Below are 26275 nucleotides of genomic sequence, written 5' to 3'. Positions count from 1 at the left end.
CCGACTAGGCTGGGCGAAATTACTGCAGGCTGGCAAGAGAGGTCATGGCAATGCGTGAGTTCAGTGTTCCCGCGTCGTTCACCGTCGAGGAGCACGACAACGTCGCTGCGGTCGTCTTCGAGCACGAGCGCAACAACCCCGACTTCGTCATCTACCAGCGGCTGGTCGACGGGGCCTGGACGGATGTCACCTGTGCCGAAGCCGCCGCGCAGATCCGTTCGGCCGCGCTGGGTCTGATCAGCCAGGGCGTGGCGGCCGGCGACCGGGTGGTCATCTTCTCGGCGACGCGCTACGAGTGGGCCATCCTGGACTACGCGATCCTGTCCATCGGCGCGGTCACCGTCCCGATCTACGAAACGTCCTCGGCCGAGCAGGTCCGCTGGGTGATGCAGGACTCCAGCGCGGTGGTGGCGGTCGCCGAAACCGACGCCCACGCCCAGATCGTCAACGAGCTCGCCGGCGACCTGCCCGCGCTGCGGCGGGTGCTGACCATCGACGGCTCGGACACCCCGGCCCTCGACGAACTTGCCGAGGCCGGCGCCGGTCAGGACCCGGCCCAACTCACCGCGCGCCTCGACGCGCTGCGGGCCACCGACCCGGCGACGCTGATCTACACCTCGGGAACCACCGGGCGCCCCAAGGGTTGCGAGCTCACCCACTCCAACCTCATCCACGAGGTACGTGGCACCCAGGCCGCGCTGCCGACCCTGATGGTGTCCGGCCAGCGCCTGCTGGTCTTCCTGCCGCTGGCCCATGTCCTGGCTCGCGCCCTGAGCATCGCCGGCTTCGCCAACAAGGTCACCGTCGGATTCACCAGCGACATCAAGAACCTGGTGCCGATGTTCTCGGTGTTCAAGCCGACCGTGGTGGTCTCGGTGCCGCGGGTGTTCGAGAAGGTGTACAACACCGCCGCCCAGAACGCCGCCAACGACGGCAAGGGCCGCATCTTCGAGATGGCTGCCCAGACCGCGGTGGACTGGAGTGAGGCCGCCGATCACGGTGGACCAGGCCTGCTGCTGCGCGCCAAGCACGCCCTGTTCGACAAGCTCGTCTACCACAAGCTGCGCACCGCGCTGGGCGGCAACTGCCGCGCCTCGGTCTCCGGCGGGGCGCCGCTGGGCGAACGGCTGGGCCACTTCTACCGCGGCGTCGGCCTGTCCATCTACGAGGGCTACGGGCTGACCGAGACCACCGCCGCCATCACCGTCAACCCGGTCGGCGGCATGAAGGTCGGAACCGTCGGAAAGCTGGTGCCCGGCAACAGCATGCGCATCGCCGAGGACGGTGAGTTGCTGGTCCGCGGCGGCGTGGTGTTCAACGGCTACTGGCGCAACGAGCAGGCCACCGCCGACGCGTTCACCGACGGTTGGTTCCGGACCGGTGACCTGGCCGCCATCGACGCCGATGGCTACCTGAAGATCACCGGCCGCAAGAAGGAGATCATCGTCACCGCCGGCGGCAAGAACGTCGCCCCCGCGGTGCTCGAGGACCAGCTGCGATCGCACCCGCTGATCAGCCAGGCGATGGTCGTCGGCGACGCCAAGCCGTTCATCGGCGCACTGATCACCATCGACCCCGAGGCCATCGAGGGCTGGAAGCAGCGCAACGGCAAGTCCAGCACCGCGACGCCGGCGGACCTGGCGACCGACCCGGATCTGAACGCCGAGGTGGATGCGGCGGTCAAGCAGGCCAATCTGTCGGTCTCGCACGCCGAGTCGATCCGCAAATTCCAGATCCTGCCGGTCGACTTCACCGAGGCCACCGGCGAGCTGACCCCCACCATGAAGGTCAAGCGCAACGTGGTCGCGGAGAAGTTCGCCGACGCGATCGAGGCGATCTACGCCAAGGGCTGACCGACGCTGGGACCGCCGCAACCCCGCGGTTCAGGCTTGCAGCAGGTCGGCCATGCGTCCGGCCAGGGTGTCCCAGCGCCAGTGCCCGGTCGCCCATTCGCGCCCGGCGGCACCCATCGCGGCGGCCCGGTCGGGGTCGGCGAGCAATCCGGCGACGGCGTCACCGATCTGCTCCACGGCCCGGCCGTCGACCACCAGCCCGGTCCGGTTGTGCAGGACGGTTTCGGGTGCGCCGCCCGAGTCGCCGGCCACAACCGGGACCCCGGCCGCCGACGCTTCCAGGAACACGATGCCCAAGCCCTCCACGTCAAGCCCGGCACCGCGGGTGCGGCACGGCATCGCGAACACATCGCCGAGCAGGTAGTAGGCCGGCAGTTCGGCGGCTGGTACACCGCCGGTGAAGGTCACCGCATCGGCAACCCCGCACTCGCCGGCCAGCTTGTGCAGCTTCTCGGCGTACGGTCCGCCGCCGACGATCACCAGTGCGGCCCCATCCACGCGTTGCCGAATCGCCGGCAACGCCCGGATCAGCATGTCCTGACCCTTGCGGGGCACCAGCCGCGATACACACACCACGGTGGGACGCTCCCCCAGCCCATGCCGGGCCCGTAGTTCGGCGCGGGCACCCGGGTCGGGACGGAACCGGTCGGTGTCCACTCCGGGCGGCAGGTGCTCCAGCGCCGCGTTGGGGCCGAACGCCGAGGCGAACCGGCCACGGGTGTAGTGGCTGACGAACGTGACGGTGTCGCAGGAGTCGCCGATCCGGCGCAGCACCGAGCGGGCCCCCGGCAGCATCGACCAGCCCACCTCGTGGCCATGCGTGCTGGCCACCACCCGGGTGGCACCGGCAGAGCGCGCCCGCGGCGCCTCCAGCGCCAGTGGGGCGGCCGCACCGAACCAGACGGTGTGGGCCCCGTGATCGGCGATCAGCCGGCGCATCCGGGAGTCGACACCCGGCCCCGGCACCATCAGCGTGCCGGGATGGCGCACCACCTGGTAGCCGGCCGATTTCGCAGCGTCGTCGAAGGCATCCGCCCCCTTCCACTGGGGCGCGTACACCGTGACGTCGTGGCGCCCGCTACCGGCGATGCGGCGCACCAGCTCTTCCAGGTAGCACTGGATGCCGCCGGGACGCGGCGGAAAATCATTGGTTACCAGCAGGACCCGGCTCACCCGTGGGATGCTAGCGCGGTGACGATGCGGGCCGCCCGCGGCCCGAAGAGAAATCGCGCCATCAGGCACGGCGCGGTGACGATGCGCCCGTGACCCGATGTGGATTCGCGCCATCTAGGCTAACGGCCGGCGGCGACGGGCTCCGAATTCTGCGCCGGTGACAGAGGGAGGACGGCCGTGACCAGCCGCGTGGCCGATGCGCGAACCACCCCGCGATCGCAGGTGGCGGCCTGGGCGCTGTGGGACTGCGGCGCGACAGGCGTCAATGCGGTCGTAGGCACCTTCGTCTTCTCCGTGTACCTGACCGGACAGGTCGGCGCGGGGCTGCCCGGCGCCACCACACCGGCAAGCTGGCTGGGCAAGGCGCTGACGTTCGCGGGGCTGTTCGTCGCGCTGTTGGCTCCCGCGATCGGGGTCTGGGTCAACGCCCCGCAACGTCGCCGCGCCGCACTCGCGCTGTTCACCGGCCTGGTGGTGGTGCTGACCGCGATGATGAGCCTCATCGATGACGACTATCGGTACCTGGGTCCGGGGCTGGCCCTGCTGGCGTGCGCCGCGGTCTGCAGCGACCTGGCAACGGTGCCCTACAACGCGGTGCTGGGCCAATTGTCGACACCGCAGAATTCCGGCAGGATCTCCGGAATCGGCTCGGCCTCAGGCTTTTTCGGCAGCGTGCTGTTGCTGCTGGTCCTCTATTTCGGTTTCATCGCCGGCGATGGTGAGACCCGGGGCCTGTTCGGTCTCGCCGTCGACCACGGCCAGTACATCCGGGTGGCGATGCTGGTAGCGGCCGGTTGGCTGGTCGTGTTCGCCTGCCCCCTGCTCTTTCTGGTGCGCACCCCGCCGGCCACCGAGCCGGCACCGGTGGCCGGGCTCCTGGGCGCCTACCGCACGCTGTGGCAGGAGATCAAGGCCGAGTGGCGTCGCGACCACAACGTCGTCTACTACCTGCTGGCCAGCGCGGTGTTCCGCGATGGGCTCACCGGGATCTTCGCGTTCGGCGCGGTGCTCGGCGTCAGCGTGTACGGCGTATCGCAGGCCGACGTGCTTATCTTCGGCGTCTGCGTCAGCATCGTCGCCGCGGTGGGCGCGGTGGTGGGCGGCCGGCTCGCCGACCGCGCCGGTCCCAAGCCCGTCATCATCGGCTCGCTGGCCGCCATGGTCGCGGTCGGGCTGACCCTGCTGACCGCCTCCGGGCCGGTGGCGTTCTGGATCTGCGGGCTGTTGCTCTGCCTCTTCGTCGGTCCGATTCTGGCGTCCGCCAGGGCGCTGATGCTGCGCATGTCCGCACCGGGCAAGGAGGGGGTGGCCTTCGGCCTCTACACCACCGCCGGACGCGCCGCGTCATTCCTGGCGCCGTGGATGTTCTTCACCTTTGTCGATCTGTTCGGCACCGACCGGGCCGGCATGGGTGGGCTGTGCGTGGTCCTGGTGGCAGGCCTGATCGCCATGGTCGCCGTTCGGACACCACGCGAGGCGTCCTAGTCCATGTGGCTGACGGTGCTGGTGATGGCGTTTGCCGTGAGCCTCGAGCCGTTCCGGATCGGTATGACGGTGTTGATGCTGAACCGGCCGCGACCGGTGCTGCAACTGACCGCGTTCCTGATCGGCGGCTTCGCGATGGGGATGATCGTGGGGCTGGTCGTCTTGTTCGTCCTACGACGCCGGCTGCTCGGTTCGACCTATGTCACCTTGCCCCACGTTCAGATCCTGATCGGGGCGCTGGCGCTGGTGGCCGCCGCCGCGGTGGCCACCAAGGACAGGTGGTCGCGCCGCGCCACGCCAACGATGCCGACCCAGCGCCTGTTGCGCAGCAGCTCGCCGTGGATTGCGGCGGCGGCCGGATTGGGGATCGCGTTGCCCTCGGTGGACTACCTCGCCGCACTCGCCGTCATCCTGGCCTCCGGCGCCGCGGTCACCGCGCAGGTCGGGGCGTTGCTGATGTTCCACGTCGTGGCGTTCGCGCTGATCGAGATCCCTCTGCTGGCATATGTATTCGCGCCCCAGCAGACGCAGGCGGCGATCACCAGGATCAACGACTGGATTCGGTCACGTCGCCGCGTCGAGGTCGCCACCCTGCTCGCCGTCGTCGGCAGCCTGCTGCTGGCCGCCGGCATCCTCAGCCGCTAACGGAGCCGGCGGTTGGCCTGCCGGCGCTTCGGCGTCCGGCAGCTGGGCGGCCAGGTACTCACCGAGGCCCCCGATCGTCGGATAGTCGAAGACCGCCGTCGCGTTGATGGTGAACGCGCCCCCGAACTGGCTGTGCAATCGGTTGCGCAGTTCGACTGCCATCAGGGAGTCCGTGCCCAGGTCCAGGAACCGACTGGTAGCAGCCGGCGGCTGCGCCAGGCGCAGGAACCCCTGAACTTCGCGCTGCAGGAACTCGGTGATGAAATCGGCCCGCTGCGCCACGGGTATCTCCTGCAGTTGCCGCAGCAATTCGGCGTCGCCGGCGGTGTCCCCCGCAGCGCTGGGCAGCACCAGATCCAGAATCGGTGGACGGGAACTGCCCAACACCTTCGCCGCACGCTGCCAGTTCGCCTTGAGCACGGTCGCCTGTGCGCATCCGCTGGCGACGACGGCGGCGAGGGCACCAAGGGCGGCCGAGGGCTCCAGCGGAACCAGCCCTTGCGCCCCGATATTGGTACGAGCCGCCTCTGACGAGGCCATCCCGCCCTGCCCCCAGGGCCCGAAGTTGACCCCGGTCGCCGGCAGGCCCCGCGCCTGGCGCTGCGCAACCAGCCCGTCGAGGAACGCATTGGCGGTCGAATAGTTGGCCTGGCCCGGCGATCCGAGCAGGCTGGACACCGACGAGGACACGATGAAGAAGTCCAGGGCATCGTCTCGAGTCAGGCGGTCCAAGTGCCAGGCACCGAAAGCCTTGGGCGCCAATACCGTCTGGAAGCTTTCCCGACTCTGCTGGGACAGCAGCGCGTCGTCGAGCACACCCGCCAGGTGCGCGACGCCGGCCAGCGGAGGCAACTCGGTGCGGATTCGCTCCAGCAGCCCGGCCACCTCGGTTTCGTCGCCGACATCGGCGGCGACTGTGTGAACACGGCACTTGTAGCGGTCGGTGATCTCCTCGATCGCCCGCTGCGCGTCGGCATCGGGTGTACGCCGACTGCTCAGCACGATGTCTCCGGCGCCGAGTTGAGCCAGATACGCCGCCAAGTGCAGGCCGATCGCGCCGAGGCCACCGGTGATCAGATAGGTCCGGTCACCGCGCGGCTGTAGCGGCTCGGGCATCTGCACCACGATCTTGCCGATGTGCCGCGCCTGCTGCATGCGACGGAACGCCGTCCTGGCTTCGGTCAGCGGATAGATCTCGGCGGGCAGCGGCGTCCATTCGCCCTTGGCCAAGCCGTCGGACACCTCACCGAGCAGGGTTCGGATGCGGTCGGGTTCGGTGAACATCACGGTGTCCAACGCGACGATCTCGTAGGCGATGTCGGGGCGGGCCTCGGCCATCTGTTCCGGAGTCCAGATGTCTCGCTTGGCGATCTCCGCGAAACGCCCGCCCTGTGCCGTCGCCCGCAGGGTCGCCTCGATGAAGCCTTCGTTGGTCAGGCTGTTGAGCACCACATCCACGCCGGCACCGTCGGTATCGGCAAGGATCTGGTCGGCGAAATCGGTTGTCCGCGAGTCATAGACATACTTCACGCCGAGCCTGCGCAGCGTCTCCCGCTTGAAGGTGCTCGCCGTCGCGTACACCTGCGCACCATGCTGCTGGGCCATTTGGATAGCAGCCAACCCGACACCACCGCTGGCGGCATGGATCAGCACCTTGTCGCCGGGATTCAGCTTCGCCCAGTCGAACGAAAGCCGAACCGTGAGCGCCGCAGCCGGAATCGTCGCGGCCTGCACCGCGCTCACCCCGTCCGGGATCGGCGCCACGAACTGGACCGGTACAGCGAACCGGCTGGCGAACGCGCCCTGCATGGAGCCGTAGACACGTTGGCCGACCTCGAGTCCGGTCACCCCGTCGCCAAGTGCGGTGACGACGCCGGCGAAGTCGCCACCGACCGGACCCGGATCGCCCGGGTACAGGCCCAACACATTGAGCACATCCCGGAAATTCAAGCCGGCGGCCTGCACCCGGACCTGCACATAGCCGGCGTCGGGCGGCGCTACCTCGACCTCGCCCAGCCGAAGGTTGTCGATCGCGCCGCGCTCGGTCGGAGCCAGCGCATAGTCGGTGCCGCGCGGTACCGCGAGATGACCGCTACGTGACCACTGTAGAAGCCTGGGCGCCAAGTACTTTCCTTGCCGCAGCGCAATTTCCGATTCGGCCATCGGTGTCGCCAGCAGACCCGCCAAGGCAACGACGGCCTCCGCGGATCCGTCGTGATCGAGCAGTCTGCAGTGCAGGGCCGGCTCCTCGTTGACGATGGTGCGCCCGAGTCCCCACAACGCCGCCTGCACCGGATCCACCGGCTCGCCGGACTCGGTCGCCACCGCTCGCTCGGTGACGAGCCACAAGCCGCCGGGCAGCTTGACCGCTCCCTCGCCCTGCAACGCGTGCACGGCGCCGAGCAGATCGTCGATCTCGCGCTGTAGCCGCGCAGCAGCCTGGGCGCTGGACTCGTCCGCCGTCGGTCCGCCGGCACGCCAGACGATTCCGGCGAACGACAACCCGCGCTGGTGCGCCTGCATGACGAACTGCCCCATGGGCTCCGGGTCGGTGTTGCGGTCCCAGGAGATGCAGCCCGGAAGGTGGGCCGCCAACTCGTCGAATCCGGCGATCAACCAGGTGCCGCCGGCCGTCGCGGTCTCCTCGGCCGGTGGCGGCGCCGGCACCTCGTGCCAGCCCAGGCTGTACAGCAGCCGTGTGCTGTCGCCGCCGAGCCCGCGCAACAACGCCTCGCGAGGCGCGCGTTTGACCGTGAATTCCCGGATCCCGCCGAGGTGGCGGTTGTCTCGGTCCACGAAGTCCAGATCGAAAACCTGGGTTTCACTGTCGAGGGCGCTGGCGTGCCACCGGGCGCGGCAATAGAACCGCCGCGGCATCTTCTCGGCCAACATCACCTGGCCGTACCGCAGCGGCAGGAAAAGATCGTGCACCCCCTGCTCGGCCGCCAGCAGCGCCGGGAACGCCGGGAACGCCACCCCGGTGCACAGGTCGAGCAGCACTGGATGCATGGGCTCTGCACCCAGGTGTTCGGCGAGTTCGGCGCCGACGGTGATATCGCCGATCGCCTCGCCCTCGCCGAGCCACAGCGATTTCAGGCAACCCGACCAGCTGGGCCCCCACGCCAGCTCCATGTCCGCGAAGGTCTCGAACAGTTCCTGCGGCCGCATGCGTTCGAGGCGTTCGATGGCGACATCGACCGGATCCGCTGGATCGGATTCGGGTTCAGCTTCGCTGCCGGCGATACCGGAGAGCACCACGCCGTCGGCATTCAATGCCCATTCGGCGTCGCGGACACCGTAAGGACGGCTGTGCACCTGGAAGCTCCAGGACTCCCCGCTCTCGGACCCCTCGTCACGCGGATGCAGGGTCAGTTGGACTTCCCGAGAACTCTTCTCCGCCAGAATGATCGGCTCATAGAAGAAAACTTCTTGCACCCGCGCCGGCGGGCCGACCGCCGCCAGCGCCATTGCCGCATACGTCGCGCCCGGGACGACGACGGTGCCATAGATCACGTGGTCGGCCAGCCAAGGCTGCGACTTGACCGACAGCCTGCTGGTGTACACCGAGTCACCGGATGCCAGGTCCTTGGTGCTGCCGAGAATTCCCGAAACAACGGGGCCGTCGACCGTGACGCCCGACGACCGGGGCCAAAAACGCCGGCGCTGGAACGGATAAGTGGGCAGCTCCATCCGGTGCGAGGGCCGGTGCGCCAATGCGTCGAAGTTCGGCCGATGACCACTGACATAGGCCGCGGCCAGCGCTTCGGCAATCTGACGCCGGTCGCCGACGCCCTTGCGCAACGACACGATCGCACGTGGAGCAGCCAGGTGGTCCGGCCAGACCTGCACCGCGTTGCCGGTCAGCACCGGTTGCGGCCCGATCTCCATCAGCACCGAACATCCCAGTGCCGCCACGGTCCGGACGCTTTCGGCGAACTGGACCGGCTGGCGGGAATGCCGGCGCCAATACTGTGCGTCCAGCGGCGTTTCGGCCATGAGCACCGACCCGGTGCGGTTGCAGACCAACGGCAACGTCGGCACAGCGAACTGCAACTGCTGCGCATACGATTCGAATTCACCGAGCACCGGGTCCAGCAGCTCCGAGTGGAAGGCGTGGCTGGTATGCAACCAGCTGCAGCGGATTCCTTCCTCCCCGAACGCGGCGACGATCTTCTCCAGATCCGCTCCCGGACCCGAGAGCACGGTATTGGGCCCGTTGTAGGCCGCAATCGACACTCGCGGAAACTCGTTGACAATGACTTCGATGGGGTTGGCGTCGGCGAACACCGCGACCATCCGCCCGCCTTCCGGCAGGCTGCCGAACAGCCTGCCCCGCTCGGCCATCAGCCGTGCTCCGTCCTCGAGACTGAAGACGCCGGCCACACACGCCGCCGCGTACTGGCCCACACTGTGCCCCAGCACCACATCGGGCTCGATGCCCCACGACTTCCATAGCCGGGCCAGTCCCATCTCAACCGCGAAAAGTGCCGGTTGAGCAAACGACGTGTGCTGCAACAACTCCGCCGTGTCTCGGTCGGTCGCGAACAGCACGTCGAGCAATGGATGCGGCAGCATCCCTGCGACCGCATCAGCACACCGTGTCACGGTGTCAGCGAAAACCGGCTCGGCATCGAACAATTCGCGGGCCATTCCCGGATGCTGGCTGCCCTGGCCGGTGAACAGCCACGCCGTCGTGGGCCGGTCGCCGCACTCGCCGCGCAGCACGCCGGGACGCAGGCGATTCTCGGCCAGGTCGGTCAGGCCGTCAGCGGCACTGCGAACCGAATCCACGACCAGTGCTGCTCGATGCTCGAAATGCGAGCGCCCGATTCCGGCCGTGCGGCAGACATCGGCGATGTCGACATCTGGGTGGGTGTCCAACCAGGCCCGATACCGTTGCACCAGCGCCACCAGGGCCTCGGGTGACCGCGCCGACAGCGCCAGCACGTTGACCGACTCCCCGGATTCCTCCGGTGCCGGCGCCACCGCGGATTGGTCGCCGGAGTGTTCCGGCGGGGACGGCGCCTCCTCGATCAGCACGTGCGCGTTGGTACCGGTGAATCCGAACGAGCTCACGCCCGCGCGTCGAGGTCTGCCATTGGTCTGCCACGGCACCGGCTTGTCCACGACCCGAATCGGCAACGAGTCCCACGGGATATGCGGCGAAGGCTGGTCGAAGTGCAGGCTGGCCGGCAGCACGCCGTGCTGCAACGACAGCACGACCTTGATCAGACCGGCTGCCCCTGACGCTGATTCGAGGTGACCGATGTTGGTCTTCACCGAACCCATCAACAGCGGCCGATCCGCATCCCGACCGGCGCCGTAAACGGCTCCCGCTGCCTGTACTTCGATCGGATCACCCAGCGGGGTGCCCGTTCCGTGCGCCTCGAGGTAGTCGACATCGCCACCGATCAGCCCGGCGCGGGCCAGTGCCGTGCCGATCAGTCGCTGCTGCGCACCCCCGTTGGGAACCGTCAGGCCACTGGAGGCGCCGTCCTGATTGGTCGCGCTACTCGGGATGACCGCGGCAACCCGGTCGCCGTCGCGCACCGCATCACTGAGGCGCTTGAGCACCAGGACCCCGCAGCCCTCACTCCGCACATATCCGTCGGCGGAGGCATCAAAGGTCTTGCATCGCCCGACCGGGGAAAGCATCCTGGCGCGCGAGGCGGCGATGACGGTGACCGGGCTGAGCAATACGTTCACGCCGCCGGCCACCGCCAGATCGCAGTCCCCGGAGCGCAACGCCAGGCACGCCTGGTGAACGGCCACCAACGACGAACTGCAGGCAGTGTCGAGCGCCACGGCCGGGCCCTCCAGCCCAAGCGCGAAGGCCACCCGGCCGGAGATGGCGTTGAGGGCGTTGCCGGTGATGAAGTAGGGCTCAATCTTGTCGACCGGCTCCGCGGACAGCAGGTGCGCATACTCATTGGCGGCCACGCCGGTGAAGACACCGGTTCGGCTGCCGCGCAACGTTGCCGGTGCATAGCCTGCCCGTTCGAAACCCTCCCAAACGGTTTCGAGCATCAGCCGTTGTTGCGGCTCGATCCATACCGCCTCGCGTGGGGAGATGCCGAAGAACTCCGGATCGAACTCGTCTATCCCGTCGATGAATCCGCCGAAGCGACTGTAGATCTTGCCCGGGGCTTCGGGATCGGGGTCGTAGAACTCGTCGATGTCAAACCGGTCTTCCGGTACCTCTCGGATCGCATCGACGCCTTCGGACAACAACTCCCAGAATGCTTCCGGATCGGGTGCGCCGGGGAACCGGCACGACACCGCGAGGATCGCGATCGGCTCGTTGGTGGCCGTCGACTGCACCGAGACCGGCTGGGTACGTGCGTTGGCCGAGGACTGTTCGCTGAGCTCGAGGACGTCGCCGAGCAGGTAGTCCACCACGTCGGAGAGCCGCGGGTAGTCCATCGCCAGGGTGGCCGGTATCTCGCTGCCGACCCCCTGTTCGATGCGCTGCCGCAATTCGACGGCCATCAGCGAGTCCATGCCGAGGTCAAAGAATCCTGCGTCCTCGCGGATCTCGGCCGGGTCGACACGCGTCACCTCGGCTACCGCACCGCGAAGGTAGTCCGACAAAAGCTTTCGGCGCTGCTGCACCGGGGCGGTTGTCAGCTGCTCGACCAGTTCGGTCTTCCCGGAGCGAGCCGCCGACGGCACCGCCCCCGTCAGGTGGCTGGGGACCTCACGTTCGAGTTCCGCCAAGAACGGGCGCCGGCCGGACTGCTGATAGAGCGGCAGGAATTTCGCCCAGTCGACCCGCGCTACGACGCCCTGTGCGGGACCTGGCGCCGGCCCCCGCCCGACCGACGCCGCGATCACATCGGCCATCCCGGCCAGCGCGTCGGCCGGGGACAGTGTCGCGATACCACGCTTGCTCAGCCGGGCGCGCGACTCCTCGTCGGCCATCCCCACCGACCAGGGCCCGAAGTTGACACTGATCCCCCGCATGCCCCGCTCACGCAACCGCCAGGCCAGCCCGTCCAAGAAGGCGTTCGCCGCGCCGTAGGCGCTCTGACTGAATCCGCCCCAGACCGAGGCGATCGAGGAGGTGCAGACGAAGAAGTCCAGCGCAAGATCCGCTGTTGCTTCACTCAGCTGCCATGCCCCCCAAACCTTTCCGGCAAAGACACGATCGAGTTCGGCTTGATGGGATTCGGCGTCCAGCGCGCTGAGCGGGTTGGTGGCGATCTCTCCTGCGGCATGGACGATGCCGGCCAACGGGGGCAGTTCGTCCTGCACGGTTGCCAACAGGCTCGCGACGTCGTGTGCGTCGGCGACGTCGGCCGTGATCGCCCGCACGGCGCAGCCGTACTGTTCGCGTACGGCATCGATGCGCTGTTGGGCGGCGTCGCTGGGCGCGTGTCGACCGGTCAGCACCAGCTGCCGGGCACCGTGCGCCGCCAGGAATGCCGCGGTCTCCAGCCCGATCGACCCCAGCCCACCGGTCACCAGATACGTTGCGTCATCGCGCAAGATCAGCGATGCCGGGTTGGGCTCGCCTGCGCGCCGAATCAACCGGGGCACATAGGCGGTGCCGTCACGCAGCGCAATCTGATCTTCTCGGCGACCGGAGTCGGCCGGCCGCAGGATTTGGTCGATCAAACTCGACCACTGGTCGGGGCCGGTCGAACTCAGATCCGCCAGCCCGCCCCACAGTTGCGGAGTTTCCAGGGAGGCAGCCCGCCAGAAACCCCACAGGCAGCTCTGCTCGGGCGCCACGACGTCGGCGTCCGTGACTCGCTGGCCATCGCGGGTGACCACCCAGATGGGGCAGCGCAGTTCGGCTGAGACCGCCGCGCCCACCAGCCTCCGGGTCCCCCCGAGCACCCGGTGTTGCATGCGCGCCAGCGAGCGCGACCCCGACGCAGCGGAGTCCAGGGCAGCGACATGCAAGATCCGCAGTTCCGGTTGGTCAGTCGCCGCGGCGCGCAGCATCGCGGCGAGTTCCTCCTGGTCGCCGTCAGATCCCGGCAACCCGACCACCTGATATCGATACCCACGCGACGTCAACGCTGCGGCCAAGGGCTCCAGCGCAGCGGGATCATCGCCGATGACAAACCAGGTGGATCCGTCGGATTCGTCGGCGCCCGACTCCGGCGTCGGATACGCCTGCCACTGGATCTCGTAGCGCGCATCCGAGATCGACCGGGTCTTGCGCTGCTGGTTATGTTGCGCGGCAAGCTTTGTCAGTACCTTGAACGTCTGTTGATCGTCACCCGAATCGCCGAGTAGTTCCGCGAGTTCGTGAATCCGGCCGTCCTCGAGGAGGCGGACGGCTTCGGTGCTGGCGGCGAGATGCTGTTGTTGGCTGGGACGCTCCCGCTGGTCTCGGAACCAGTACTCGCGGTGTTCGAACGGATAGGTCGGTAGGTCGACCTTGCGCGCCTGCGACGCTCGAACAGCGCCGAAGTCGGGCACGTGGCCAACCGCGTAGGCCTCGGCGAGGGCTTCGGTGATCTGTCGCTGGTCGGCGGCGTTGCGGCGCAATGATGCGATCGCCCGCGGCACCGTGGCCGCGTCGGGCCATGCTCGCAGCGCCGCGGCGGTGAGCACCGGTTGCGGGCCGATCTCCAGCAGCACCTTGCAGCCGAGATCGGCGAGGGTTTTTACGGTCTTGGCGAATTCCACCGGCTGCCGCGCGTGGCGTCGCCAGTAGTTGCCGTCGAGCCGCACGCTGCGCCCGACCGCCGAGCCGGTGCGGTTGCAGATCAGAATCCGTTGGGGAGGGCGGTAGTCGCACCGATCGGCGTAGGCCTCGAATTCGTCGAGGATCGGATCCAGCAATGCCGAGTGGAACGCGTGACTGGTCTCCAGCCAGTCGCACCGGACGCCATCGGCGATCAGCTGGGCCACCGCCCGCTCCAGATCCCCAGCAGGCCCGGACAACACGGTGTTGGCGCCGTTGTAGGCGGCGATGGACAGCGTCGGGAACTCGTCGGTCAGGGGCTCGACGCGCTCGGCCGCGGTGAACACCGCCACCATCCGGCCACCCGCCGGCAGACTTCCGAACAGCCGGCCGCGCTCGGCCATCAGCCGCGCCCCGTCCTCGATGCTCAGGACACCTGCGACGCAGGCCGCCGAGTACTGGCCGACACTGTGGCCTGCAACCACATCAGGCTCGAAACCCCACGACTGCCAGAGTCGCGCCAAGCCCATCTCGACCGCGAACAGGGCCGGCTGAGCGTAGCTGGTCTGCCGCAGTGTTTCTTCGCCATACAGACCGTCCACGTCGAAAATAACGTCCAGTAGCGGCTTTTCGAGAATGTCAGACAACACGTCCGCGCAGCGGTTCAGGGTCTCGGCGAACACCGGCTCGGTGTCGAACAACTCGCGCGCCATGCCCGGGTACTGGCTGCCCTGACCGGTGAACAGCCACGCCGTTTTCGGGGTGTCGCCGGAGATTCCGCGCACCAGGCCGGGTGCCGGGCGGTCGTCCGCGAGCGCACCGAGCAGCTCGGAGGCGGACTCCGTCGAGTCGACGACCAGCGCGGCCCGGTGCTCGAAGTGTGCACGCCCCACCCCGGCGGTGAAGCACACGTCCGCCAGAGCGGCCTGCGGGTGCGCGCTGAGCCAGTCGCGGTAGTCCTGCGCGAGCTTGACCAGTGCGGTGGGCGTGCGGGCGGACAACGGAAGAATGCGCAACGTGCGCTTGGTGTCGCGCGGACTCGGTGTCGCCGCCGGTTCCTCGGGTGGCGCTGGAGCCTCTTCGATGACGACGTGGGCGTTGGTCCCGGCGAACCCGAACGAGCTGACTCCCGCGATACGCGGTTGCCCGTTGCGTTCCCAGGAGGTCGCCCGTCCAACGACCTGCACGGCGAGCCGCTCCCAGGGGATGTGCGGCGACGGATTGTGGAAATGCAGGTGCTGGGGCAGCAATTCGTTCTCAAGCGACAGGATGACCTTGATGACACCCGCGATTCCCGCGGCCGCCTCGAGGTGTCCGATGTTGGTCTTCGCCGATCCCATCAACAGCGGCCGGTTCGGATCACGACCTTCACCGAGCACTGCGCCGGCGGCCTGCGCCTCGATCGGGTCACCCAACGATGTGCCGGTCCCGTGCGCCTCCAGGTAGCCGACATCGGCGGGCGCGATACCGGCGCGCTGCAATGCATCGGCGATAACCCGTTGCTGAGCAACGCCGTTCGGCACCGTCAGGCCGCCCGACGCGCCATCCTGGTTGATCGCGCTGCCCCGGATAACCGCCCGAATCCGGTCTCCGTCGGCGAGGGCGTCCTCCAGCCGCTTGATGACGATGACACCGCAGCCCTCACCGCGCACATAGCCGTCCGCGGCCGCGTCGAATGTCTTGCACCGGCCGTCGGGCGCGAGCATGTGCGCATGCGAGAACGTGACCATGGTCGCCGGGGTCAGCAGAACATTCGCGCCGCCGGCCAGCGCCAGGTCGCATTCCCCCAGGCGCAGTGCCTGGCATGCCTGGTGGATCGCCACCAGTGACGAGCTGCACGCTGTGTCGACGGCGACCGACGGGCCCTGCAATCCCAGCCGATAGCTGATCCGTCCAGCCGCGGCGGCGTTGGACGTCCCGATCGCCATGTACGCCTCGATCTCCGGGTAGGCGAGCTCCGCGGATGCCATACCGAGGTAATCATGGGTCGCCAGACCGACGAACACGCCGGTGTTGCTGTTCGCCAAAGCCGTTGGCGCAGTGCCCGAATGCTCCACCGCCCGCCATGCCGTCTCCAGCAGCAGCCGATGCTGCGGGTCGAGCAACCTGGCCTCACGGGTCGAGATGCCGAAGAACGGGGCGTCGAATCCCGTCACGTCATCGACGAAACCCGCCCGCCGGGTCACCACCTTGCCCGGTGACCCGGGCTCCGCGTCGAAAAATTCGTCCGCGTCCCAACGGTCGGCGGGCACCTCCGACACCGCGTCACGCCCTTGGCGCAACACCTGCCAGAACTCATCTGCGCCCGCCGCACCCGGAAAACGGGCCGCGTAGCCGACTATCGCGAACCCTGGTGGTGACCCTTTCCACTGCCCGACCGATGCCATACGCCGCCTTCCCCTGCCTCGTCGGCCACGATTCGTTCCCCCCGCGGCCGGTCCGAATTGCCCACCCAGACTCCCCCGCCATCGGCCGGTAGTGCAAGAGCTGTGAGCGGATCCCTGGCAAACTCGGCGGACTTCCCCCAGGTGGGAGTGACCGCTGCCCACGATCCGCGGCGGAGCCGTTCACCCGAGACGTATCGGAGATCAGCCCGGCGCGTTATCCTGGCCTCGCCGCAGCATGGCCGGGGGGACCAAGCGAGGAGGGGCAGTTTGCGCATCGGCAAGATCACGGTTGGCTCGCTCGATGAATGGACCCTCAGCCCCGGCACGGTCATCTCTTGGCATCCCACGGCAGCGGCCGCCGAAAAGGCCCGGCAGGCTGCGGTCAGCTCGGTTCCGGTCAGCTACATGCAGGCTCAGCATCTGCGAAATTACTGTGAGCGCACGGCAGCAGGTCTGAATTTCTCACGTCAGATCATTGCGAGCTGTGAAGTGCCAGGTCAGTGCGACGTTTCCGCGATGGACCACGCTCTCAACGCCTACCTGCGCAGGCATGACACCTTCCGCAGCTGGTTCGAAGAGGCCGGTGACGGTGAGTTCATCAGACATGAGATCACCGATCCGGCCGACATCGAATTTGCGCCCATCGACCACGGACGGATGACTGCGGACGAGATACGCGCGCACGTCGTCGCGATCCCCTCGCCGCTGGAATGGGGTTGTTTCACCTTCGGGATCATTCAGTCCGAGGGCCACTTCACTTTCTTTGCTGCCATGGACCATGTCCACGGCGACGCCACGCTGATCGGCACGACGATGCTGGAGGCCAATGGCATGTACTCCGCACTCAGTGCCGGCGGCAGCGCACTGACGCTTCCCGATGCCGGCAGCTACGGCGATTTCTGCATCCGGGAGCGGGAAAACACCGCGGCGTTGACGGTGGATTCACCCGGAGTGCGTGCCTGGCTGGACTTCGCCGAGAACAATGGCGATGGCTTCCCCGAATTTCCGCTCCCGTTGGGCGACCCGGCGGATTCGACCCGTAGTGACATGTCTTCCGAGCTGTTGATGGATGCCGGACAGACCGATCGGTTCGGGACAGCCTGCGCTGCGGCCGGCGCGCGGTTCGTCGGTGGATTGTTCGCCTGCCTGGCCCTGGTGGAGCATGAGTTCACCGGCGCGCTCACCTATTACGGGCTGACTCCCAGGGATTCCCGAACGGCGGCCGACAATTTCATGACGCAAGGCTGGTTCACCGGGTTGATCCCGATCACCGTGCCCATCGCGGCGGCCTCGTTCTCGGATGCGTCCTGGGCCGCACAGACGTGCTTCGACTCCGGGCTGGATATGGCGAAGGTGCCGTATTACCGGGTACTGGAATTGGCACCGTGGCTGAATTGGCCACAGCCGAACTTTCCGGTGTCGAACTTTCTGCACGGCGGAGCTGCTCCGCTCAATGCCATTCTCGCCGCGGGCGATATGGGGCTTGCGAACAACATCGGCATCTACCCCGATGGCCGGTACTCCTACCAACTGACCATCTATATCTTCCGGTACGGCGAGGGCACGGTCATGGCGATCATGCATCCCGACAACCCGATCGCCCAGAAATCGGCTACGCGCTACATGGAGGCGATGAGGTCCGTGTGCGTACGGGTCGCAGGCAGCGGGCACTGGGGTCGCGTCGCATAAACAGGGGGTCAGGACAGTATGCGGCGATTAGCAGAGCTGGTGGTGCGATGGCCCTTGGTGGTCATCGGGGTCTGGATCGCCGTCGCCGCCGCACTGCCCCTGACCTTTCCTTCGCTGAGCGAGATGGCCCAGAAGCATCCGCTCGCGATCCTGCCGAGCGATGCGCCCTCGAGCGTCACCGCGCAGAAGATGGCCGAATCGTTTGAGGAATCGGGATCCGGCGACCTGCTGCTGGTGGTTCTGACCGACGACAATGGGCTCAATCGTGCCGACGAGTCCGTGTACCGCAATCTGGTCGATGCGCTACGTAGGGACACCGAAAACGTTGTGATGCTTCAGGATTTCATCACCACGCCACCGCTGCGTCCGATCGTCACCAGCGAGGACGCCAAAGCGTGGGTCGTGCCGGTCGGCGTTGCCGGTGAACTGGGTACGCCCCAGTCATTTGCGGCATTCAATCGGATCAGCGCGCTGGTCGAGCACGCGTTGGAACAGGCCCCGGAGGGGTCGGCCCTGACCGCTCATCTCACCGGCCCGGCGGCGACCGTCGCCGACCTGACGGTCGCCGGCGATCACGACCGGCTTCCCATCGAGTTGGCCATCGCGGTGCTGGTGCTCCTGGTGCTGCTGGTGGTGTACCGCAGCCCGATCACCATGCTGCTGCCGCTGATATCCATCGGGATATCTCTGGTGATCGCCCAGGCGCTGGTGGCCGGATACTCCCACCTGACGAATTCGGGCGTCTCGAATCAGTCCAATGTTTTTCTGAGCGCGATCATGGCCGGTGCCGGAACGGATTACGCGGTCTTCCTGATCAGCCGTTACCACGACCAGCTGCGGTCGGGGGCGGAATCAGATCAGGCGGTCAAGGGCGCGATGATGTCGATCGGCAAGGTGATCGCCGCATCCGCCGCCACCGTCGGGATCACCTTTCTGGTCATCAGCTTCGCCCGCATGGGCGTCTTCAAGACGGTCGGATCGTCGGCGGCGATCGGGATCGGGGTCGCGTTCCTCGCCGCACTGACGTTGCTGCCGGCGATTCTGGTGCTGGCCGGGGCACGGGGCTGGGTCAAGCCTCGGCGCGAGTTGACGGCTCGACTGTGGCGTAAGTCGGGTATCCGCATCGTGCGCAGGCCCACGGCCCACCTGCTGGCCAGTCTGCTCGTGTTGGCCGCGCTGGCCGGCTGCGCCGCCTTCGTGCGCTACAACTACGACGACCGCAAGGCGCTACGGTCCTCGGCTCCGAGTTCCCTCGGGTACGCGGCGCTGGAGCAGCATTTTCCGGTGAATCAGTCGATTCCCGAATACATCCTGATCCAGTCACCGAATGACCTGCGCACTCCCGAGGCGCTCGCCGACCTGGAACAGATGGCACAACGCGTCAGCCAAGTCCCCGGCGTCGCCGCGGTCACCGGCATCACCCGGCCGACCGGGGCTGTGCCGGAAGAGTTTCGGGCCACCTATCAGGCCGGCGCAATCGGCGGCTTTCTCGCCGACGGGTCCGCCACGATCAGCGGCCGCTCCAGTGACCTCAACCGGTTGGCCGCCGGAGCCGAGACGCTGGCCACCAACCTGCGCGACGTGCGCGGCCAGGTCAAACGCCTGTCGGCCAGCGTCCAGGACGTGGTCAACTCGTTTTCGTCGATGAAGAACCAGTACGGCGGCGACACCCTGGTCCAGTCGGTCGACACCGCAGCCCAACTCGTCGACCATGTCAACGCGATCAGTAACTCCATGGGCTGGAATTTCTCCGCCGGCAGGAACATGTTCGGCTGGATCGGCCCGGTCCTGGCGGCGCTGCAGGGCAACCCGATCTGTGATCTGGATACGTCCTGCAGCGCCACCCGCGGGGCCTTCGAACAGCTGCTCGGTGGACGCAATCAAGAAGACCTCGACGCGATCAGTGATCTCGCACAGCAATTGCAGTCAATCCCGGACCAGCGGTCCCTGAACGCCTCGATCAACCGCGTGCGCACTGCGCTTGCCAACCTCACCAATGTGATGCAATCCATGGGAATGGACAAACCCGGTGGCCTGCAGACCAACTTGCGGTCCATGCAAGACGGGGCGGACCGCGTCGCCGGTGGAAGTCGGCAGATCGCCGACGGCGTCTCCGAACTGGTCAAGCAGGTCAAGCAGATGGGCGCCGAGTTGGATGCCGCCGCGACGTTCCTCCTGACGCTCAAAAACGGTGCGGCGCAACCGGCTCAGGCCGGTTTCAACATCCCGGCCCAACTACTGCAGTTGGACGAGTTCACCGAAGCCGCCAAGATATTCCTGTCGCCGGACGGACATTCCGTGCGCTACCTGGTGCAGACCGAACTCAATCCGTTCAGCACCGAAGCGATGGACCAGATCGACGCGATCACTGACGCCGCTCGCAGCGCCCAGCCCAACACCGCATTGGCCGACGCCACCGTGTCGATGACCGGCTATACCGCGGGTCTGAGAGACACCCGCGACTATTACCAGCACGACATCCGGTTCATCATCATCGCCACCCTGCTCGTCGTGCTGTTGACGTTGATAGCTCTGCTGCGTGCTGTCGTCGCACCGCTGTACCTGGTCGCCTCCGTGGTGGTCTCTTATCTGTCTGCGCTGGGTATCGGTGTGCTGGTGATCCAGTTCATCGGCGGCCAACAGTTGCATTGGACCGTGCCCCCACTGGCATTCGTAGTGCTGGTCGCGGTCGGCGCCGACTACAACATGCTGCTGGTGTCGCGGATGCGCGACGAGTCGCCGCACAGCGTCCGCTACGGCGTGATCCGCACCCTGAGTTCGACCGGCGGTGTGATCACCGCGGCGGGCGTGATCTTCGCCGCCTCGATGTGCGGTCTGTTGTTCTCCAGCATCAGTACCGTGGTCCAGGGGGGTCTCGTCATCGGTGTCGGGATCTTGCTGGACACCTTCCTGGTCCGCACCATCACGGTGCCCGCCATCGCCGCGCTGGCCGGGCGTGCCAACTGGTGGCCGTCCCAGCTGGGATCGCGGCAACAACGGCGGGGGCGCGCTGCAGCGTAAGGGGGTTACTCGTGCAGGCGATCTGTGTGAAACTACAAGGCAAGCCGAGCCGTCGGGGGAGGCAGAGATGAAGAAGCTCGTAGCGGGATTCTCCGCGCTGGTGACTCTGAGCACGACCGGATGCTTCGGTACCGGAGTCAGCGCAGCCGACGACACGCCCGGTCACGACACGCCCGGCGGAAGCGCGAATGCATCTGACCGCAACGCCTACGCCCTCGGCGGCGCCCACGTCCTGGGCATCCCCTACGACGAGTACATCCGCCGTGAAGGCGAGGAATGGTTCCCCGGCCTGAGGCGCCAAATCGTGCGCTACCCGGCTGGGCAGGTCCAGGGGCACGTACTGGAGCGGCTCTTCCCCGGCATCGGCAAGCTCGATGAAGCCTTCCCCGGGTTGGGGGCGGACGGGCCCAGCATCGGTGAGTCGGTCGACGAGGGCGAGGGCAATCTCGACGCGGCGATCCGCAACGGCGGCCCCGGCACCGCGATCGGGCTGTCAGAGGGCTCGCTGGTGCTCGACGCCGTGCAGGCCCGGCTGGCGACCGATCCCACCGCTCCCCCGCCGGACAAGTTGAATTTCGCCACGTTCGGCGACCCCATCGCGCGGCACGCCTTCGGCCAGAGCTTCCTGACCGCGATGTTCCCGGTCGGATCGGTGGTTCCGGCGATGGACTACCGCATCCCGGCTCCGGTGGAGAGCCAGTACGACACCAAGATGTTCGTCTCCGCCTACGACTCGATCGCCGACTTCCCGGACCGCCCGGACAACCTGTTGGCGCTGGCCAACACCCTCATGGGCCTGGCAACCGGCCACACCGCGGTCGCCTTCACCAACCCGGACATGGTGCCGCCGCAGAACATCAGGACAACGGTGAACTCCAGAGGTGCGACAACAACGACCTATTTGATCCCCGAGAAGCACCTTCCACTCGTTATGCCGTTGTCGTACATCGGGATTGATGAAGACACCCTTAACAGGCTGGACGCGATACTGCTGCCCCGGGTGAACGCCGCCTATTCACGCAACGACGATCCTGCGACCGCTCCCATCCAAGTGGACCCGATCAATGGCTTCGACCCCGCAGCCGTCACCGCACCCGCCACCCAGGCCACCTTCGGCGGCGGGGCCGACCCGTTCTCGCAGATCCTGAACGGCGCAATGTCCGTATTGTCCGGAATGTCCGGGAGCGGCAAGGGCTGATCGCCCGCTGGCCTACCGATTCGATGAGCTACGTGACGCCGATGCCTCAGCCCTCCGTTCTGTCGATGCTGCACGGGCGTGCCAGCCTGCGGCCCCACGATGTCGCGTTCACCTTCACGAACTACGACGGAGACTGGGAGGGGATCCGCGAGGACGTCACCTGGTCACAGCTGTCGCGCCGGACATTCAACGTGGCACGCGAGCTCAGCTTCCACGGATCCGTGGGAGACCGGGCAGTGATCCTGGCCCCGCAGTCCCTGGACTACATCGCGGCATTCCTGGGCTCGATGCAGGCCGGCTTGATCGCCGTCCCGCTCCCGTTGCCACACCGCGGCTCGCATCATGAGCGGGTCGGCGCGGTCCTGGCCGATGCAGCGCCCGCGGTGGTTCTGACCACGTCCGCGGTCGCGCAAGACGTCGCCGAATACGTTGATGCGGCCCGTCTGGACGCCGTGCCGAAGATCGTCGAGATCGACTCGATGCACCTCGACGTCGACAGCGAAACCAGTTTCCGGGCAACTGATTTGCCGAGCACCGCATATCTGCAGTACAGCTCCGGATCGACCCGGCAACCAACCGGGGTGATGATCTCGCATGCCAACCTGCAGGCGAATTTCGAGCAGTTGATGCGGAGCTACTTCGCCGGAACCACAGTCCCGTCGGATACCACCATGGTGTCGTGGCTGCCGTTTTGCCACGACATGGGTTTGGTGCTCGGGGTCTGCGCACCGATCCTGGGCGGTTTCCGCGGCGAGCTGACCAGCCCGGTTTCGTTCTTGGAACGACCGGCCCGATGGATCCAGGCATTGGCGCGAAATCCGCACAGCTGGTCGGCGGCACCGAATTTCGCCTTCGACCTGGCCGCGCGCAAGACAACCGACGCCGACCTGAGCGGATTGGACCTCGGCGGCGTGTTGGGCGTCATCAGCGGCGCCGAGCGTGTCGAGGCGGCCACCCTGGAACGCTTCGTCGATCGGTTCGCGCACTTCAATTTCCGGGACGAGATGATGCGCCCCTCGTACGGTTTGGCCGAAGCGACCGTCTTCGTAGCGTCCAACACCTGGAGCGAGGCCTCACCGGCGGCTCACTTCGATGTCGTTGAGCTGGGCGCCGGCCGCGCTCAGCGGTGCTCGCCCGGGAAAGGCACCGCACTGGTCCCCTACCGGGTACCGCAGTCGCCCACGTTGCGGATCGTCGACAGCGACACCCACCGTGAGTGCCCGCCGGGCGTGGTGGGCGAGATCTGGGTGCATGGCGCCAATGTCGCCGACGGCTACTGGCGCAAACCGCCGGAGGAGCAGCACTGCTTTGGCGTCACGCTGGCCGAACCATTGCCGGGCACGCCGGACGGGCCCTGGCTGCGCACCGGCGACCAAGGATTTCTCGACGAGGGTGAGCTTTTCATCGTCGGCCGCATCAAGGATCTGCTGATCATCCGGGGACGCAACTACTATCCCGAGGACATCGAGGCGACGGTCCAACAGATCACCGCGGGTCGGGTCGCGGCGATAGCCGTCCGGGCGGGCGATACCGAGAAGCTGGTCACCATCATCGAGATCAAGCAGCGCGACGCCGACGGCGAGGAAGCGATCCGGCACCTCGCCCGCGTCGCCAGCGAGGTCACGGCAGCGATCGCCACGGAGCACGGCCTGACCGTCGGAGACCTTGTCCTGGTAGCGCCCGGCGAGATCCCCACCACGACGAGCGGCAAGATCCGGCGCGCCGCCTGCATCGAGCGGCACCGCCGGAACGAGTTCACCCGGTTGGACGCCTGAGACCGTCGGCCCAGCGCTGCCACCCGACGAGCAGCTCGGGCAGATTCACCCCGAGCACCAGAGGCACCGCCACCGCCGGCTGCACATGCCCGGGACCGCAGGCAGTCAGATAGAGCTCGCGCAGCTTGGCCGTCCCGAAACGGTCGGCCACGAAACGAGCGAACTCCCATGCGCGGTCATAGGCCTGCGCCCGCCGCGGTCCGGGAGCATCGAGGTCGGCATCCGACGGCAACGCCACGACTCCTGCCGCCGGCGCACTCGCCCGATCCCCCTGCGGCCGTGCGATGAAATCGGCCACTCCCTCGGTGAGCCAGCGCGGCGCATCGAACGCCGTGTCGGTTCGGGCTGCATAGTGAAAAAGCTCATGGGTCAACACGATTCGCAGCGTAGGTGTGCTCATCGCGTCCGCGCGGGGCGCGAAGACGATCCGCTGCCCAACTGCCGTCCGACGCTCTGGATCCACCCGGTCGGCGACCGCGACCGCGGCGATATCGGACCACTGGGCAACATCCGCGCTGTCGTGGCCGGCGAGCGCGACGAACTGCCGATCCGAGCCGGTGGCCGTCACCTGAATGCGATGCGACCAGTCGGTCCCCCAGAACGCTTCGACCGCGTCGACGGCCGAGCCGATGTTCGCGGCCACCCGCGACAGCAGCTCTTCGCCGGGCTGACCACCGAGATTCTCCAGAACGACGCTGCGGCCATCGCCCACGATCAGTGGCTCGGTTGCCGGCGGACGAGCAGCCACACCCAGCAGCGCGACACCGCCGATCAGCTCGACAGCCAGCAGCGCCGCAAGCAGGCGTCGGATTCCCCGGCGCTCAGTAACGGCGGGCGTTGTGGATCGGGCCGGAGGAGTTCATCGGCACCACCCGGACCGGCTGACCGTAGGTGGACGAGTGGATCATCATGCCGTCGCCGACGTAGATCCCCGAGTGCGACGCGTCTGAATAGAAGGTCAGCACATCGCCGGGCTGCAGGTCGGACAGCGAGACCGCCTGCCCACCGTTGGCCTGCGCCTGGCTGGAGTGCGGCAGGTTGATGCCGGCCTGGTGGAAGGCCCACATCACCAGACCGGAGCAGTCGAATCCGCCCGGTGCGGCCCCACCCCAGACATAGGGCGTGCCGACCTGGGTCAACGCCGCCTGGACGGCAGTAGCGGCGCCTCCGCCACCGGATGCGCCCATCGCCACGTCCATCGGGGGCGGGGCGTCGGACCCGGGCATCGGGAATCCCGGGAATCCGGGGGCCGGCGGCATACCCTCGGGCGCGGGCTCTCCCGGTACGGCTTCGGGCCCCGCGCCGGGTGCGGCCATCGCCGTGCGCTGCTGCGGCGTCAGTGCGTAGTACTGCGATTTCACCACGGAGATCTGCAGCTGCAGACGGCTTTGGCGGGCCTGCAGCTCGGCGCGCACCGCGGCAGCCTGCTCGGCCGCCGTCCGTGCTTCGTCAGCCGACTTGGCCGACGCCTGCTCGGCCTGATCGGCCTGCTCGCTGGCGGCACGGAACCGGTCCAGTTGCACCGACAGGTCGCTGGCGACCACCCGCTGCACACCGAGCTTGTCGATCAGTTGTTGCGGCGACTCAGCGGTCAAGATGGCGTCCGCGCCGCCAACCCGGCCACCCATGTAGGTGGTGGCGGCGAAGCGGTTGACAGAAGCTCGGTAGGTGGACAGCTGGTCCCGGGCCGCGTCCAGGGCGGCTTGGTCGGCGACGTGCGCATTGTCCGCGGCCTGCTGCGCGGCGAGCTTCTCATCGAGATTGAGCTGCGCGGTGTGCATGGCCTCAGTGGTCTGCTCGGCCTGGCGGGACAGCTCGCTGAGCTTCGCCAGGGCGTCGTCGGCGGGGTCTGCGTGGACGTTTCCGACCAACACGCTGCTCAGAGTCGTGACACCGGCCACCAAGCCGACTGCGGCGCCGAGCGCAGGGCGCCTCAAAGCACGCAGACGCCACTGCATACGTTCGAGCTCCAAGATTGCATCCTTAACACTGCCCAGGGAGGCACGGGGGGCGTGCCGCCGCCGAAACGTAAGGTCTCGAATAGGTTACGGAATGGCAACGTCGTTGTCCATCACGAATTGCCGACTGTAACAGTCAGGATTGTGAAAGTTCTAAGGCCGCTCGCCGCGGTCCGGCCCTGGTCAGGCCACGCCTGAGCGGCGCACCGAACCCCGCTCGCCGCGGATCGGGACCAACCGCAACCGGGGTGCCATCCCGGCCTCGGCAAGCACATCCAGTGCCGCACGCTCGTCTTCGAGCAGCTCGTTGGGCACGCCCAGCAACACGCTGACCACACAGTCCCGGCAAGCCGGTCCGCGCACCGCACAGTCATCGCAGTCGATCACCATCGGATCCGAATCCGCCCGGCGTGCACCGCAGCCATCCAAGTGTCCCGAGATCTGTCCCAT

At 67.4% G+C, this 26275-nt stretch carries 12 protein-coding genes; 7 read left to right on the top strand and 5 right to left on the bottom strand.

The annotated features are described in order from the left end of the window. Positions 1 to 50 precede the first annotated feature (50 nt). Positions 51 to 1853, top strand: a complete 1803-nt coding sequence (locus tag ACJH71_RS12660; protein ID WP_406758360.1) for an AMP-dependent synthetase/ligase — start codon at positions 51 to 53, stop codon at positions 1851 to 1853. A 30-nt stretch (positions 1854 to 1883) separates the two neighbouring features. Here ACJH71_RS12660 and ACJH71_RS12655 read toward each other — a convergent pair whose 3' ends face one another. Further along, positions 1884 to 3026: a glycosyltransferase family 4 protein gene (locus ACJH71_RS12655; RefSeq protein WP_406758359.1), complete on the bottom strand. Its 1143-nt coding sequence runs from the start codon at positions 3024 to 3026 to the stop codon at positions 1884 to 1886. Positions 3027 to 3203: 177 nt separating this feature from the next. On the opposite strand from ACJH71_RS12655, the gene ACJH71_RS12650 reads away from it, so the two are divergent. Then, positions 3204 to 4511 carry an MFS transporter gene (locus ACJH71_RS12650; RefSeq protein WP_406758358.1) on the top strand — a complete coding sequence of 436 codons (1308 nt, stop codon included), beginning with the start codon at positions 3204 to 3206 and terminating at the stop codon, positions 4509 to 4511. A 3-nt stretch (positions 4512 to 4514) separates the two neighbouring features. Beyond that, on the top strand, positions 4515 to 5156 hold the full coding sequence (locus tag ACJH71_RS12645) for a GAP family protein (protein WP_406758357.1): 642 nt from the start codon (positions 4515 to 4517) through the stop codon (positions 5154 to 5156). Here the strand turns inward: ACJH71_RS12645 and ACJH71_RS12640 are convergent. Next, positions 5076 to 16184 (bottom strand): SDR family NAD(P)-dependent oxidoreductase, encoded by an 11109-nt coding sequence (locus tag ACJH71_RS12640; protein ID WP_406758356.1) that lies wholly within the window; start codon positions 16182 to 16184, stop codon positions 5076 to 5078. The two genes, ACJH71_RS12645 and ACJH71_RS12640, sit on opposite strands and share 81 nt — an antisense overlap. Positions 16185 to 16451: 267 nt before the next feature. On the opposite strand from ACJH71_RS12640, the gene ACJH71_RS12635 reads away from it, so the two are divergent. The 4 genes from ACJH71_RS12635 to ACJH71_RS12620 all read left to right on the top strand — a co-directional run bounded on the left by ACJH71_RS12635 (position 16452) and on the right by ACJH71_RS12620 (position 23867). Beyond that, on the top strand, positions 16452 to 17873 hold the full coding sequence (locus tag ACJH71_RS12635) for a condensation domain-containing protein (RefSeq protein WP_406758424.1): 1422 nt from the start codon (positions 16452 to 16454) through the stop codon (positions 17871 to 17873). A gap of 18 nt (positions 17874 to 17891) precedes the next feature. Further along, the gene (locus tag ACJH71_RS12630; RefSeq protein WP_406758355.1) at positions 17892 to 20894 is read left to right on the top strand and encodes an RND family transporter; all 3003 of its coding nucleotides are present in this window, start codon (positions 17892 to 17894) and stop codon (positions 20892 to 20894) included. A gap of 67 nt (positions 20895 to 20961) precedes the next feature. Next, on the top strand, positions 20962 to 22092 hold the full coding sequence (gene pe, locus ACJH71_RS12625) for an acyltransferase PE (protein WP_406758354.1): 1131 nt from the start codon (positions 20962 to 20964) through the stop codon (positions 22090 to 22092). Between the two features lie 41 nt (positions 22093 to 22133). Beyond that, entirely contained in the window at positions 22134 to 23867 is a 1734-nt protein-coding gene (locus ACJH71_RS12620; RefSeq protein WP_406758353.1) for an AMP-binding protein, read from the top strand. Here the strand turns inward: ACJH71_RS12620 and ACJH71_RS12615 are convergent. From ACJH71_RS12615 to ACJH71_RS12605, 3 genes are all read right to left on the bottom strand, one after another. After that, positions 23848 to 24669 carry a hypothetical protein gene (locus ACJH71_RS12615; protein ID WP_406758423.1) on the bottom strand — a complete coding sequence of 274 codons (822 nt, stop codon included), beginning with the start codon at positions 24667 to 24669 and terminating at the stop codon, positions 23848 to 23850. The two genes, ACJH71_RS12620 and ACJH71_RS12615, sit on opposite strands and share 20 nt — an antisense overlap. A gap of 19 nt (positions 24670 to 24688) precedes the next feature. Beyond that, positions 24689 to 25825 carry a peptidoglycan hydrolase RipC gene (gene ripC, locus ACJH71_RS12610; RefSeq protein ID WP_406758422.1) on the bottom strand — a complete coding sequence of 379 codons (1137 nt, stop codon included), beginning with the start codon at positions 25823 to 25825 and terminating at the stop codon, positions 24689 to 24691. A 183-nt stretch (positions 25826 to 26008) separates the two neighbouring features. Further along, positions 26009 to 26275, bottom strand: a complete 267-nt coding sequence (locus ACJH71_RS12605) for a hypothetical protein (protein WP_406758352.1) — start codon at positions 26273 to 26275, stop codon at positions 26009 to 26011.

Source organism: Mycobacterium sp. SMC-15, from assembly GCF_045310925.1.
GTDB lineage: Bacteria > Actinomycetota > Actinomycetes > Mycobacteriales > Mycobacteriaceae > Mycobacterium.
The sequence above is the reverse complement of the archived record's forward strand: the minus strand, read 5'-3'. Positions and strand labels throughout refer to the sequence as shown.